Here is a 15,003-nt window from a genome sequence, read left to right as displayed (position 1 = left end):
GATTATTTAACCCCCGGATGTTCAGCAAGCAATTTTTCCATTTCCATACTTGCCATGATAAAAGCACCTGCACCATGTAAGTCATTATGGCTACGCTCACGATTAATATAATAGTCATATACTCCAATTGAAGTTCCGATTACAATATCATCGATAATAAGAGTGCCTTCTTCAGTTTCTTGAACTTTATACTTGAGCAGTCCTTCATATGCCTTTGTTGCATATTTCGCAAACTCCTCGCCCACATATTTCTTAGAAACAGCTTTGGCAATGACATAAACGAATAGACTGGAAGCTGATGTCTCAAGCCAGTTATCTTCATTGTCTCCTTTGTCCACAACTTGGTACCATAGGCCCGTCTTTTCATCCTGATATTTAACGACATCACGAACATAATCTTGAATGAATGCAATCCACTCTTCTTTATGTGGATGTCCCTCTGGTAATATATCAATCATGTCTATGACTGCTAAGCCATACCAACCAAGTGCACGACCCCAAATCTCTGGAGCTTTTCCATCAGGACGAGCCCACGGCTGTACGGCCTTTTCGTCCCAACCGTGATGATATAAACCGGTTGCTTCACTCTTTGTATGCTTTCTCATTAAGTTTTCCTGATGAATGACCATGTCGATTAGATTCGACTCATTGAAATCATTGGCATAGTGTAACGCAAATGGTCCACCCATGTATAAGCCATCTAGCCACATTTGGTACGGGTATTTATCCTTATGCCAGAATCCACCTTCGCTTGTAAGATTTAATGTTGTAAAAATATTACGTAAGCGTTGAGCAGCTATTTTATATTTTTTAAGACCAGTAGCTTTATATAATGGGAATAATAAGAGTCCTGCTTGGATTGAATCTAACTCATCTCTAGCAAATAATAAGTTTCCATCTTCATCGATATTGTGATCAACATATGCCTTTAAGTAATCAAAATATTTGACTTCACCTGTTATGTTGTATACTAAATCCATTCCACATAAAAATACGCCTTGGTGATAGTGCCAACGTCCTCCCGGTGGAAGCTCCTCTGGAGTAAACTTTGTCATTAACGTGTCACACATTTTTTTTGCAAAATATAAAGGTGATTTTTCAACTATCGTGTTATTCAAGATTATTCATCCTTCCTCACAATGAATTAGGTAAAATTTGAAAACGGTAACAACTCTCCTGCCTTTATGATAGGATACTATTATAATAATAACTATAATCATTTAATTTACTTTTAAATAGGTCAGTGTACCCTTGAACTTATAAGGAATGTTCTAATAATATGAACACAATGTAACAAAATGATTATTCAAATTATGTGCGCTTACATTTATAATAAATAGACATTCGAATATTACAGGGATATTACAAACTTAATAATCATCCCCTCACATTTGAATAGATTTGGAGTGATTACATGAAACTTAAGCTACCAGGAAGCTTCTTCCATAGGATGATTTTATTTGTAAGTATTTTGGCCATTATACCAGTCATTATTGTCGGAATATTTTCATTCCTTCGCTCAACCTCTGTTGTGGAGAATTATGTTGCAAAAGAAAAAGAACATAGTGTGTACCAAATCCAAACAAATGTCGAGCAGGTTATTAAGTCAGTGGACCAATCCCTGACACAGTTAGCAGCTTCATCAAAAATTATTGAATCATTAAGGGAACCGCTTACAACAAGACAATTCCAGCTATATAACCAGTTAAGGGACGATTTAAGTCATCAGCAAACATTCGATACACGTCTTACTGATGTTGCTCTGATTAGTTTTCAAAATAACTGGCTTGTTAATAATTATGGACTTCAACGATTATCTGAGGGACAACTGAACGAAATCTACGATCGGTATCTTTCACTAAAGACAAGCTCTGTCTGGCTTTTAGAAAAAAACACGAAGGACCCTTTGTACAAACAAGCGGCTTCCCGTGCTTGCGGCTATAATTTGAACCTAATTAAGAAAATACCTGCGATTTCTTCTAATAAAACAGGGATGATTATTGCGAATATACCAACATGTAGTTTTCGCGATATTTTAAAGAAGGACAACTCTTTAGAAACATTTTATATTTTAGACAAAAATGGAACCGTTGTCTTACACAACGATTCAAAAAATGTAGGACAAGCGTTTGAATATAAAGACGTATTGTCTGAAAATACCTCCATTGAAGAAGACACCGGGCAATTTACGATTGCATCTGAAAGTACAGATTATCTCTTTACCTATCGAAAATCGTTCTATAATGGTTGGACTTATGTTTCTGTCGTTGAACTTGGTGAACTAACAGCCCAATCAAGATCCATCGGATGGCTAACACTTGCCATCACCTTATTGATTGCCGGCGTTTCATTATTACTAGCTTTATTCGGTAGTAGATTGATCTATCAACCTATTAAACAATTACAAAATGTAATTTTACATTCATTAACCAATAAAGAAGAACGAAAAGATAAGAATGAATTTGTTTTTATTGAAAACCATGTAAAAGACATGATGAAACAAAATGATATTTTAGAAAAATCATTGTCAAACCAAATAAATCAACTCAAACAATTTTTCATGCACCGACTCTTAACTGGAAATGTTACAGATGAAGAGTTAGAAGGCAGAATGAAATACTTTGGCTATAATTTAGATTTTAAATGGCTCAGTGTTCTGACAGTTCAAATCGACAGTCTTGAAGGGACTTCCTATAAGCCAAAAGAAGAAGACGTTCTATTATTTGTAATTAATGGACTGGTAGAAGAAATGATTCCGAATGATGAGCGAATGCTACCAATTGTTAATAAACAAACTCAAGTTACCCTATTATTAAGTAACATTGAATCGAAGCATGAGTTTAATCAATATGTAAATGATCTTGCTGAACAAATTCAGAAAAAAATTAAAGAGGAATACAGTGTCCCTGTTAGTATTGGGGTAAGTGAACCATTCATTGATGTTCTTGAAACGAGAAATGGTTATAAAGAAAGCCTAGAAGCCCTCAAATACACACTAAAATATGGTACTGAATCGATTATTTTCTTTGAAAACCTTGAAATTGGAAAAGGGTTACACACATACTTCCCTAAGCGACTAGAAACTGAATTATTTGATTCGATCAAAGTGAACGACAAAGACAAAGTCTATCGTTTACTCAATGAGCTAATTGATGAAATTTTCTCTGAGGATTTGAATCATATTCAATACCAAATTTCATTAGTTAGATTATTAAGTGATTTAATTGAGTTAATGCACACATTGGCAATCAATGTATTAGATTTAGAAGACAATCGTTCAATTTTTGAAAAGATTTATGAACTGAAATCAAGAGAAGAGGTAAAAGAGTGGTTTATCACGGTTATCATTGATCCCCTACTTCAAAAGATTGATGACCGTGCTGAATCCCAGTACAAAACCATTTCAGAAAACATTGTTCATATCATTCATGAGGAATTTGAATCCAATATTACACTCGATATGATTGCGAATAGGTTACATTACAATCCGAATTATTTAAGCAGTATTTTCAGGAAAGAAATGAACATTTCATTTAGTGAATATTTATCCATGTATCGGATAAACATGGCCAAAAAATGGCTTGCTGAAACTGATATTTCAGTGAAAGAAATTTCAGATCGACTTAACTTTAATAACTCTCAAAACTTTATTCGCTCCTTTAAGAAAATTGAAGGAACGACACCTGGTAAATATCGTGAGTCAATAAGAGCTACGTAAAAAAGGAGATGTACCCATGCAAAAACTAGTAGTCTCTCAACATGGAGATGGGGATTATTCTACGATCCAGGCCGCGATTGACGCGGTTCGGGTCTTTCCACTGGAACCTGTAACCATTTATGTAAAAGAAGGTCTTTACGAGGAAATCATTACTGTACCTGAAAATAAACCCAATATTACCATCATTGGGGCTGGAGAATACGAAACGATTATTTCAGGAAGTAAATTTGCTAGAATGAAGAACTCAGATGGTAATGAAATTGGGACATTTGAAACAGCTACTTTCCATGCGTTTGCTGATTTATTCCAATTGAAACATCTGACGATTCAAAATGTTGCCGGTTATGGTGACGCTATCGGCCAGGCACTTGCACTTTATGTAGCCGGAGATAAATGTACATTTAACCATGTTAGGTTATTAGCAAATCAGGATACTCTTTACACATCTAAGGGAAGGCATTACTTCTCAGAATGCTATATTGAAGGACATGTAGATTTCATCTTTGGCTCTGCTGTCGCTGTTTTTGAGGATTGTACGATTCATAGTCTTCGCAAAGGCTATATTACCGCTGCTTCAACTCCTAAGGAAAGTGAATATGGGTATGTTTTCAAAGATTGCAAACTAACTGGAGCAAAGGATGCCTCTGAAGTATACTTAGGACGCCCTTGGCGCCCATTTGCCCATACAGTCTTTATCAATACATGGATGGGTCAGCATATTCATCCCCTTGGATGGGATAATTGGCGAAATGAAGAAAATGAAAAAACAGCTCGGTATTCCGAATGGAATAGCATGGGTCCTGGAAGTGATACTCCACACAGAGTTAGCTGGGCAAAATCATTAAGTGAAGAGGAAGCTTCTAAATACTCTTTAGAAAATATTTTCCATACGAATGATCAGTGGTTACCAAAATAAGCTCCCAAATAGGGAGCTTATTTTTTCATCATTGATCTAAACCGATGTACTCAAAATAATCAAAATCAGCATGGTTTAACGACTCAGTACCATTTGAACTTGCATACATTCCTAAATAAGCACCTGTAAAACCGCCTGCAACATCTGTGCTTAAAATTCTTCCATCCACATCTTCTTTTATGACTTGCCACTGTTCTGGCTCTTTTGCTACATAAAAGTGGTAAGACTGTCCATATGCCTCAACTTTTAAATAAACTTCTTTTTGTTCGTAAGGACATGTCGCAAGAATTTCTTCATGACCGGCTTCTCTCTTTAGCAGTTTGATCTCAGATTGTGTGTATTCTAATCGGTAATGAAAATCAGAATTTTGTAACAATACAAGTCCTGCGGCTTCATATTTATTGTTTGGTGAGAATTCCATTTTTGTTCGAGCTGCAAAATTGATATGGCGCTGTCTAAGGCCAACAAAAGCAGGATTGACAGGTTCCGTGATCGTCTCAGCCTTCAATCGTATTCGCAAATAGCCTGGTCGTTCCTTTAACGACCAAAAGTCACCTCGTGGTGTACGGATAAAATTCCATTGCATCCGTAGTTCAGGTAAATCAAAATGGTCACAAGCAGGTGCGGTTGGCCATCTTTTCTCCTCTAAATTAGGTTTAGTTCCTTCCATCTCAACAATACCTTTTCCTGGATTGACGACAGGCCACCCTTCCTCCCATTTGAGTGGAACGAGGAAGGACTCCCTACCCAGGTTTCGATATTCACCACCGTATGGACGTGAACCTAGACAAACCATCCACCATTCACCATTGTTTGTATCCACGATATCACCGTGACCCACATTGGAAATCGGGTATTCTCTTCCTAAATGCCGATGTGTCAATATCGGATTCGTTTTAGCACCTTCATACGGACCCATAACGGATTCGCTTCGAGCGACCGTAATGGAATGAGTAAAACCGGTGCCACCTTCTGCAATAATTAAATAATACATGCCATCGACCTTATATATATGTGGTGCTTCCTGAGCATGAACATTCTTTAAAGCCCCATCCCAAAGACTGTATTTATCACCGGTCAATTGCTTTGTTTCCAGGTCTAGTTCCTGCAACCAGATTTCCATATGTTTTGGGTAAAGCTGCCCTCCTGGAGGTCGTCGATTTGCTGTCACATATACTTTTCCATCATCATCAAAAAACAATGATGTATCAATACCAGGGCATTCCTCTAACCAATGTGGATCAGACCAAGGGCCTTCAGGATTTTCAGCCGTTACAAAAAAGTTTCTTCTTGCACCTGTTTGACTTTCTACGAAAGTTGTAATGACATAGAAGACACCCTCATGGTAACGTATTGTTGCTGCATAGATTCCCTTTGAATTCGGTGTTCCATCAAGATTCAGTTGACTTGGTCTGGTGAGCACATGCCCGATTTGCCTCCAGTTTACCAAATCTTTGCTATGAAAGATGGGTATACCAGGAAAGTATTCAAATGTAGATGTGACTAAGTAATAATCATCATCTACTCGACATATAGACGGATCTGGATAAAATCCTGGGATTATTGGATTTTTAAATGTAGACAATTAGTTCTCCCCTTTCTACAAAACACTAAAAGGGCATTGAATGCCCTTTTAGTTGTGAACTGAAAAATAGTCGAAAGCTGCGTATCCTTTGCTATTCTCACGGTTGTCGTTATAACAATAAATTCCGATTTGAGCACCCACCCATTTTCCGGGTGTAGCTTCAAAGATGTCTTCTACCTGTGCAAAGCTGATACCATCCTCACTAAAGCTAAATCTACAAATCGCTCCTTCATTTACTTCTACATGTAAAAACAGTTCATTTCCTTTGATTTGGCCGATACATTGTACATTTTGAAGTTCTTTCTCATCTCCTGTGACATAAAAAACACCCAGTTGATTTTCTAGTTTCCTTACTTCGATTGAAGCATACTGTTCTCCTAGTACAATCAAACCGCTGTGATCTTCATTAGATTCAGGAGTAAAAGTCAGTTTTGTTGTGACTTTAAACGTTTCTGCCGGGAATTTCTGTGTCATGACATTTGGAATGTGATAAAGATTGGTATCTCCAGAATGGCCAACAGCATATAACCTTAACGTTTGGTCCTTCAGTTTGTACCAATGGGATTTACGATTTGCTTGCCATTGCCACTGAAGGCCTAATTTATCAGAATTAAAATCATCACTCATGTCCGGAACAACAACCTCTGAAGATACTTGTGCTTTTGGTTTTTCCCATCGGATAACAGGCTCTCCGATTCCTGCATCATTTTGGTTTTGCCCCATTACTGGCCAATCGTTTTCCCAATGCATCGGTTGAAGGTGAACAATACGACCGTATGCTTCCTTATCCTGAAAATGGAGAAACCATGATTCACCAGTTTCCGTCTCAACCCAACCTCCTTGATGAGGTCCATTAATATTCGTATTGCCTTGATGTAGAACAATCTTATCTTCATAAGGACCAAAGATATTTTTTGAACGCAGAATGGTTTGCCATCCAGTTGCAACCCCACCTGCTGGAGCAAAAATATAATAATAACCATTGCGCTTGTAAAATTTTGGACCTTCAATTGTTGGATGATGCTGGGTTCCGTCAAATACATGTACACCCTCATCTAATAGCTCTGTTCCATCTGGTTTCATCCGACTTACAAGGAGGATACTTTTGAAACCCGTTCTGCTTTTTGCAAATGCATTGACCAAATAAGCCTGACCATCATCATCCCAGAATGGGCATGGATCAATCCAGCCCTTAACCTCTTTAACTAAGTGTAGTGGTGTCCATTCCCCCGCTGGGTCTACCGCAGTACTCATAAATATGCCTTCATCAGGTGCACTAAAAAACACCCAAAACTTTCCATCGTGAAAGCGAATACTAGGAGCCCATACGCCCTCCCCATGTCGTGGTTTATCGTAACTAGCGTACGGTAATGTTTGTGCCACATGATTAATAATCTTCCAATTTACAAGATCAGTAGAATGTAAGATCGGTAAACTTGGTGACATATGAAAGCTTGAAGAAACCATATAATAATCTTGACCTACTCGTACAACATCTGGGTCTGAATAATCTGCATGTAAAATAGGATTTTGATAAAGACCATTCTCTAAATCTGCTTGCCAAACATTCCGATCAGCAACACTTTTTTTTGCTTCCGTCATGTAAACAATCATCTCCACACTAATTTTTTGGATTTATTGTTACCTTACATCCAAGGTTGAACAAAGCCATTCAAACGATTTCTCTCCACAGATCTCATGACCACCGTCAAAAAGATGCGATTCTACTAGTTGTTCACTATTACGTTCTGAATAGATTCTTTTAATCTCCTTAATTGCTTTTTCAGTTTCATTTATTGGAAAGAGATGATCTTGTTTTCCTGCTTCAATAAAGAGTGGCCGTGGAACAATTAATGAGATTAACTCTGGCATTTCCGCCTCCTGCAAGATGCCTGGTACATAATTATCTAAACAGTGCCTTCTCTGTATGATGCTTCCTTTAAATGTATTCGTATAGCCAGAAATAACAGTTGCAGTGATTCGTTGATCGAGAATAGATGTGTAGGCAGCAACAAGTCCGCCTCCCGATATCCCCATACAACCAATGCGGTTTGAGTCGATTTCTTCAACCCCCTCCATGAAATCTAAAACTTTTTGACATTCAAAAACACGAAGTCCTGCAAGTGTCTTTCCGTAAAGCAATAACTGACTCGCCAGTGAATAACAAGAATTATCAGATGGATTCAATCGGTCATCATTTGAATACGTTCGTTCCCCAAAACCAACTAATTCTGGTGCCACAACGATAAATCCCCGTTTGACAAGTTCCACTGCAAAATCCTTATGCAATCCGGGATCCCCTTCTCGATCATTTCCAAATGGGTCTAGACCCACAATATCTTTGTTTCCATATCCATGACCATGCAAGGCAAGAACCGCCGGTGCTTTTTTTCCGTGAATTTTATTTGGTACCAACACATACATCTGCATCCTAACATTTGGCAGAGTTGTAATCTCAGCACTATACCTTGTATATTGCTCATATTCCCTTTGTTCTACCAAAGTAGGCTGAAGAGGTTCGTCATTTTTAAACGTACCGATTCGTTCTTGAAATTTTTCCTTTAAAGCTGTTTGCCACTTTTCATCATAGGTTTTCCTATCACTTTTAACAGTGTCTTGATATAATTCATCCAAAAATCGATGGATTACCCACATGTAAATCCCCCCGTTCGAATTGATCTACATGTTTTATAGATCTTGTTTTAAAAAGTTGCTCTGCTCATCTATTTGTAGATAGTTTTTGTTTGCCATTTGTGAAGCATAACCATCAACATTTTTATCTTCCACTCGTTTTAAAATGACTACTGGGGTGGAATCATGCTGCTTTCTCATAGTAAAATGATCGATGTTAACATACTGACTATCTTCAATTTGAAGGCCAGTACCTTGGCGTGTTTCTACACGAACATGATGGATATCAAAATTTGAAATATACTTTCCAAAGATTCCTGCTCCAGCCATTATTAATTCCTCTTGTACCATGTCTGGCTCTCCGCCCTCTTCATTTGGGTCCACCGTCATTTCGATGGTAGAATGAGAGATTGAAATATCATTAATTGGTCTTTCTGGAAGCCCATATATAAAACCAGCAGCTGCTCGGCAGTTTTTAGCAGTGATATGACTAATGTGAATATGTTCGATTGCAGGTGTCTTTTCAGTAATTGGTTGTGCCTCGGGACTATTTACTGTCGGGTCTTTTTCATTTACACCATGGCGATAGAATGAATTAATCGCAATTGGACAGAATACATCTTCCATATAAATATTGTTCACAAGGATATTTTTCACATATCCACCGCGTTCACGGTTTGTTTTAATCCGTACTCCACGATCTGTTCCAATAAAAGTACAGTTAGATATCGTCACATTTTGGATACCGCCAGACATTTCACTACCAAGGACAATTCCACCATGTCCATGGTGCATCGTACAATTCGTTACAACCACATTTTCGGTCGGCTTACCCACTCTTCGTCCATCCTCATTAATACCAGATTTTATGACGAGGCAATCATCTCCAACGGCAAAATGGCAATCTGAAACACGTACATTTGTACAAGAATCAATATCAAAGCCATCACCATTTGGTGTATCAGCTGGATTTTCAAATGTCACATTATGAACGGTTACATGATCGCAATATACGAGGTGTGTATTCCAAAAAGGCGAATTTTTTAAAGTGACACCTTCAATTGTGACTTTCTTACAGTTCATCAATTGTAGTAAAGGTGGACGTAGGAATTGAGAATCCCATTCGACGAGATTCGTCTCAATAGGTTCCATAAAGTTCTGATTTAGTTGAGCGATTTTTTCTGTTGTTTTTGAAGCGTATGCTTTACTATCTACACGAAGCTGTCTATTAATCAACCACCATGCTTTGCCTTGTCCGTCAAAAGAACCTTCTCCTTTTATGGCCACATTCGTAAGGTTATCTCCGTAAATTAGGGGAGAGTACCCATAACATTCATAGCCAGACCAACGTGTCTTGACAGGCTGATAACGATCATATTCATCCGAAAAGGTAATCGTTGCTCCGGCTTCTAAATAAAGGGTAATATTACTTTTCAGTACAATTGGCCCCGTCAAATAAGTGCCTGATGGTACAAAAACAGTTCCCCCTCCGTTTTCTGCACATTGATTAATTGCCTGAGCAATAATTTCTGTGTTATCTGTACGATTATCTCCAATCGCTCCTAATTGTGTGATGTCTAAAAACGCCATTCTATTCCCTCCAACAATTATTTGCTATACTTGTAATCTATTATTTAATAGGATGTAAAAATTTTCGGATCCCTTAATCGGTTCTGCCGTATTTCCTACTAACTTATGCAGTTGCAAACGAATGAGCGTAGCTTGCGTACTAGCATTCATATCTCCTTCGTATAATCCTTTACCGAGATGAACTGCCACAGGCATATCTGGATAATACTCATCAGATTTAACTTGGGCAACATTTGGTGCAGTCGGTGAATGCTCTATTTCCCTTGAAAACCCGCCATCTGGACGTTTAAGCTTTTCCATATTATCCACTGTAATTTGAATAATTTCTTCAAGTTCCTGAATCGGTATATCAAGATTAATATAGGATAATAGATCAATAGGATTTCGAATGTAGCACATATCCTTTGCTATTTCAGTTCGTAAACAACGAAGTATACTTTGATACATCTTTTCAACTCTCGGCATAGGTAAACCAAACTTATGATAGAAGGTGTGTAGTTTAAATGTCCCTGAGATACGCACATACATACTACCTTCTCCCCAAAGCCCAGTCTTGGGGTCTTGTATGCTTTCTAAGTAATTTGCAGCCACCTGAATCATCTTTTCCTGCCTGTCTTTATCCATTTGTCCGATATACATGCAAGATGATGCTAATAAATCACAGCCACGCCAACTATTCACTAAACTAATACTTTTCCATTTATTTAGAAATGATTCTTCGGAATACACATAAATTGGTGCTTTATTGAGGTCTACTGGTGACGGATAGAGTGGCTCTCCACCCAATCGATGTAAAGAATTTAATGAATAATTGATGGCTCTGCTTACCATTACTTCATCATGCTTCATATTAGCATCTTGATCCAAGAAATAACCTGTTTCTGAGTCTTGTTTATCTTGAAAAAAAGAAACAAATTTTGCCCGTACTTCTACGGGCATTTTAGTAAATAATTCATTTCTTGATAAGATATTTAAAGCTTGGGCAGTTGATTCGATATCAGGCGTAAAGGAGCTATCAGAAACAGAACTTTTTGCATAATAAAAACCGCCTGTGACCGGATCGTATTGTCCTGCCAGCCACTCAAAGAATCCATCGAATAAAGAATCTAATTTGTGAAAGGATTTGGTATAATACATCTCTGTAGCTCTCCTTCTATATTTAGTTTTTAGTTTAAATCGACTACTCCTTCATTGAGCCAAGCATAGCTCCCTTTGTGAAGTATTTTTGTAGGAATGGGTAAACCATTAATACAGGTATTGTAGCGACAACTATTACTGCCATTTTGATTGTAATGTCTGGCGGTGGAATGTTTGTAAATTCAGAGCTATCATAGCTAAGCCCACTCGCAAGAACAACAATTTGTCTTAACAATACTTGAATTGGCCATTTTGCCGCATCATTGATATAAAGGATTGCATGCATATAAGTGTTCCAGTATGCAACAGCATAGAACAAGGAAACGGTTGCAAGAGCTGGCTTTGAAATTGGCATTACGATTCTAAATAGTACTCCAAAATCGTTACAGCCATCAATTTTAGCTGATTCAATTAATCCTTCCGGTAATCCCATGATAAAGCTTCGTAAAATAATCATGTTAAATACGTTGATTGTGACCGGTACAATTAATGCTGCATAACTATCAAGTAAACCTGTTTCTTTTACAATTAAGAATGTTGGTATCATTCCACCACTAAATAGCATTGTGAATACGAATAGGAACAAGATTTGTCTTCTACCAACCAGATCTCTTCGTGACAATCCGTAAGCTGTTAATAATGAAATGAACATACTCCATAACGTTCCGATGAGAGTAACCCCTATTGAAACGAACAATGCTTTAAAAATTGTATTAGTTGAGAATATATACTTATAAGCATCTAAACTAAAAACAGTTGGAAATAGGACAAAACGTTTATCTGCTAACTCTGCACTTGTTGTAAATGATGCCGCAATTACATGTATAAAGGGCAGGACCATTGTTAGTGCAATTACAACAAGTAGTAAATAATTTCCCCATCGAAAGATACGACTTCCGAGCTGTTTTTCTCCAACCATGCTCTCACTCCTTTTGTCTTAATATATACCTTCTTCTCCGAATTTCTTAGCCATTCTGTTTGCAAAGACAACTAGAATTAAACCAACTAGTCCTTTAAATAAACCGACTGCTGTACTATAGCTGTATTGTCCTTGTAATAATCCAGTTGTATATACATACGTATCAAAAATTTCTGCAACATTACGGTTTGAAGCATTTAATAATAGGTATACATGTTCAAAACCAAGCTCTAGTACGTCACCGATTTTTAGGATAAGAAGAACAATAATAACTGGGCGAATTGCAGGTAAAGTAATATGCCAAATTTGACGTAGTTTACTTGCCCCATCCATTTTTGCTGCTTCATATAAACCTGGATCTACCCCAGAGATTGCAGCTAAGTAAATGATGGTGCCCCAACCTGCACTTTGCCACACAACTTGTATGATATAAACTGGTCTGAACCAATCAGAGTTCATTAAGAAGTTAACCTTATCCAATCCTAAACTTACTAATAATTCGTTTATTAGTCCGCCATCCATTGTCAATAGCACAAAGCTAATTGATACAATAATTACCCAACTCATAAAGTGTGGAATATAGATAAGAGACTGTATAGTTCTTTTAAAGAAAAGATTTTTGACTTCGTTTAGCATTAATGCCAAAATAATCGGAATTGGAAACGCTATAAAAATATGCAATCCAAAAAGTACAAGTGTATTTCTAAAAATCATCCAGAAGTCTGAATCTGTAAAGAGGCGTGTAAAGTGTTCAAATCCAACCCAATCACTTCCAAGGATCCCTTGATAAGGTTTGTAATCTTGGAATGAAATCACGAGACCTAACATTGGAACGTACTTGTAAATAAGTAGATACAACAGACCTGGAAGGATCATCAAATATAATAATTTATTTTTGAATATGCGCCTTTTTAATTCGGCCTTAAAGCTTCTTTGCAAATCGGTACTAGAAACTTGCTTCGTTTTGTTTAATGCTAGTTCCGTTTGACTGTTTTGTTCAACAACTGTTTCTGACTTCACCCTCATCTTCCTTTCATCTTATAATCGTAATCTTGAATGCATTTGCTTTTAAAGGCTTGTCATGCAAATACATTAGGAGATTCATGTTACCGTTTTTGGAACAAACCTTATACTTGTATTGTGTAAATCTTTTTACATATCGTAAATAATCAAAGTTTCATATACTCAGTAGATTATGAGAGTATATGAGACTTTGAAGACTTATCTTAGATTATGATTATACTGTCCACTTCCTTTTTTCGTTAAAAATGATTGTTTATTTGCCGTTAAATATGGGATGAGCCATTGTAAAACCGCAAGTGTAAACAGAACGATTGGAATACTCTCTGCTTCAATGCCATTAACAAAAGTTAAGAATATGATTATTCCAAAACCCCTACCTAAATTGATAATTGTCTCCCTTAAAACAACTGCTTCTGTTCTAAAGTTTGATTTTAACGGGAGCTGGCCTATCATGTTATAGTAATAGGCTTCATATGAATTTCCTTGCAATGGCTTAAATATGGAATAGATGGACATGAACAAAATCACCGTTAAGGCAGATAAATCAGTTAGTAAGAATATAGTCGAAAGTGTGAAACCAGCCGCAGAAATAACCAAATACTTCACAGTTCCTTCAGCATGGGCGAATCTTGAAATTAAATAGCTTGATATAATTGATAATGTTAGGAAAACAATGTTTAAGTAAGCTACTGTCTGTTCCTTTAGAAAGATCTCATATAACAAAATGGACGGAATGAACGATAATATTCCATGAGGAAAGCCTAACACAAACCATCCAAGTAGCGATTTCTTAAACCCTGGTTCCCTTTTTGCGATTAATGGTAGATACTTCATGTAATAGGATGTATGATGATTTTCTTCCTTTTTTAGCTTCAAGCTTCCCATTGCAGCAATTGCAAACATCACAAATGCAGCGCCAAAGACAATCATATAACCTTGAAATCCCGAGTATAGGCCAATGATAAATCCTGCAATTGCCGGTCCTGAGAGATTCGTTCCATTCATTACAATAGTGTTTATTCCTAGAACCCGTAAGCGATTTTCGTCCGTTGAAACCTCATGAACAATTGTAAAATATCCCAACCAATATAAAGCTTGCGAAATTCCTTTCATGATTGCAAATAGAAGATAGAAAGTCACGATTTGTTCTTGAGCCAGTAAAATAAAGAGATAAAAGAATGCGGTGATAAAGATACCTAATCGATACGCGAGTAGTTTTCCTTTTCTTTTGGCAAATTTACCAATTGAGAATGTTGTAAATGCCTGGGCAAGAATAGCTACTAAATTGAAAATTGCATTAATAAATAAACTATTGGTTAATCTCCATAAATAAATATTGAGAAAGATTAAAGACATCGAATTTCCAAATTGGTAAATGGCATGATTCACCAGAGAAATTACCGCTTGCTGATTTAATCTCCTCGCCTTTTCAATGCGGAACATATGGTACACTTCCCTAAAATACAGATTAATAGAATAGCAGA

Annotated in this window: 11 protein-coding genes; 2 read left to right on the top strand and 9 right to left on the bottom strand. The window is 37.0% G+C overall.

Annotation, left to right across the window (positions count from 1 at the left end; translation table 11 throughout):
• Positions 1-2: 2 nt before the first annotated feature.
• Complete coding sequence (locus tag CKJ95_RS10715; protein ID WP_306475360.1) at positions 3-1,118, bottom strand: glycoside hydrolase family 88/105 protein; 1,116 nt, start codon at positions 1,116-1,118, stop codon at positions 3-5.
• A gap of 296 nt (positions 1,119-1,414) precedes the next feature.
• On the opposite strand from CKJ95_RS10715, the gene CKJ95_RS10710 reads away from it, so the two are divergent.
• Together CKJ95_RS10710 and CKJ95_RS10705 are read left to right on the top strand one after the other, a co-directional pair.
• Positions 1,415-3,718 carry a helix-turn-helix domain-containing protein gene (locus CKJ95_RS10710; RefSeq protein WP_099353411.1) on the top strand — a complete coding sequence of 768 codons (2,304 nt, stop codon included), beginning with the start codon at positions 1,415-1,417 and terminating at the stop codon, positions 3,716-3,718.
• A 16-nt stretch (positions 3,719-3,734) separates the two neighbouring features.
• Positions 3,735-4,634 (top strand): pectinesterase family protein, encoded by a 900-nt coding sequence (locus CKJ95_RS10705; RefSeq protein WP_099353410.1) that lies wholly within the window; start codon positions 3,735-3,737, stop codon positions 4,632-4,634.
• Between the two features lie 28 nt (positions 4,635-4,662).
• Here CKJ95_RS10705 and CKJ95_RS10700 read toward each other — a convergent pair whose 3' ends face one another.
• From CKJ95_RS10700 to CKJ95_RS10665, 8 genes are all read right to left on the bottom strand, one after another.
• The gene (locus tag CKJ95_RS10700) at positions 4,663-6,219 is read right to left on the bottom strand and encodes a glycoside hydrolase family 43 protein (protein WP_099353409.1); all 1,557 of its coding nucleotides are present in this window, start codon (positions 6,217-6,219) and stop codon (positions 4,663-4,665) included.
• A gap of 48 nt (positions 6,220-6,267) precedes the next feature.
• Entirely contained in the window at positions 6,268-7,821 is a 1,554-nt protein-coding gene (locus tag CKJ95_RS10695) for a glycoside hydrolase family 43 protein (RefSeq protein WP_099353408.1), read from the bottom strand.
• A gap of 39 nt (positions 7,822-7,860) precedes the next feature.
• Entirely contained in the window at positions 7,861-8,874 is a 1,014-nt protein-coding gene (locus CKJ95_RS10690; protein ID WP_099353407.1) for an alpha/beta hydrolase family protein, read from the bottom strand.
• Between the two features lie 33 nt (positions 8,875-8,907).
• Positions 8,908-10,440 carry a glycoside hydrolase family 28 protein gene (locus CKJ95_RS10685; RefSeq protein WP_099353406.1) on the bottom strand — a complete coding sequence of 511 codons (1,533 nt, stop codon included), beginning with the start codon at positions 10,438-10,440 and terminating at the stop codon, positions 8,908-8,910.
• A 24-nt stretch (positions 10,441-10,464) separates the two neighbouring features.
• Positions 10,465-11,577 carry a hypothetical protein gene (locus CKJ95_RS10680; RefSeq protein ID WP_099353405.1) on the bottom strand — a complete coding sequence of 371 codons (1,113 nt, stop codon included), beginning with the start codon at positions 11,575-11,577 and terminating at the stop codon, positions 10,465-10,467.
• A 43-nt stretch (positions 11,578-11,620) separates the two neighbouring features.
• Positions 11,621-12,496: a carbohydrate ABC transporter permease gene (locus CKJ95_RS10675; RefSeq protein ID WP_099353404.1), complete on the bottom strand. Its 876-nt coding sequence runs from the start codon at positions 12,494-12,496 to the stop codon at positions 11,621-11,623.
• An 18-nt stretch (positions 12,497-12,514) separates the two neighbouring features.
• Positions 12,515-13,522 carry an ABC transporter permease gene (locus tag CKJ95_RS10670; RefSeq protein WP_099353403.1) on the bottom strand — a complete coding sequence of 336 codons (1,008 nt, stop codon included), beginning with the start codon at positions 13,520-13,522 and terminating at the stop codon, positions 12,515-12,517.
• A gap of 195 nt (positions 13,523-13,717) precedes the next feature.
• On the bottom strand, positions 13,718-14,962 hold the full coding sequence (locus CKJ95_RS10665) for an MFS transporter (RefSeq protein ID WP_099353402.1): 1,245 nt from the start codon (positions 14,960-14,962) through the stop codon (positions 13,718-13,720).
• Between the last annotated feature and the right edge of the window lie 41 nt (positions 14,963-15,003).

This window comes from Fredinandcohnia onubensis (assembly GCF_002734285.1).
GTDB lineage: Bacteria > Bacillota > Bacilli > Bacillales > Bacillaceae_L > Ferdinandcohnia > Ferdinandcohnia onubensis_A.
Note: the sequence above shows the minus strand (reverse complement) of the source record. Positions and strands in the feature narration are given on the sequence as shown.

Bases quoted from the DNA above. Each gene is read 5' to 3' on its own strand.
- CKJ95_RS10710 (WP_099353411.1), top strand. From the start codon at position 1,415: ATGAAACTTAAGCTACCAGGAAGCTTCTTCCATAGGATGATTTTATTT.
- CKJ95_RS10705 (WP_099353410.1), top strand. From the start codon at position 3,735: ATGCAAAAACTAGTAGTCTCTCAACATGGAGATGGGGATTATTCTACG.
- CKJ95_RS10695 (WP_099353408.1), bottom strand. From the start codon at position 7,821: ATGACGGAAGCAAAAAAAAGTGTTGCTGATCGGAATGTTTGGCAAGCA.
- CKJ95_RS10690 (WP_099353407.1), bottom strand. From the start codon at position 8,874: ATGTGGGTAATCCATCGATTTTTGGATGAATTATATCAAGACACTGTT.
- CKJ95_RS10685 (WP_099353406.1), bottom strand. From the start codon at position 10,440: ATGGCGTTTTTAGACATCACACAATTAGGAGCGATTGGAGATAATCGT.
- CKJ95_RS10680 (WP_099353405.1), bottom strand. From the start codon at position 11,577: ATGTATTATACCAAATCCTTTCACAAATTAGATTCTTTATTCGATGGA.
- CKJ95_RS10675 (WP_099353404.1), bottom strand. From the start codon at position 12,496: ATGGTTGGAGAAAAACAGCTCGGAAGTCGTATCTTTCGATGGGGAAAT.
- CKJ95_RS10670 (WP_099353403.1), bottom strand. From the start codon at position 13,522: ATGAGGGTGAAGTCAGAAACAGTTGTTGAACAAAACAGTCAAACGGAA.
- CKJ95_RS10665 (WP_099353402.1), bottom strand. From the start codon at position 14,962: ATGTTCCGCATTGAAAAGGCGAGGAGATTAAATCAGCAAGCGGTAATT.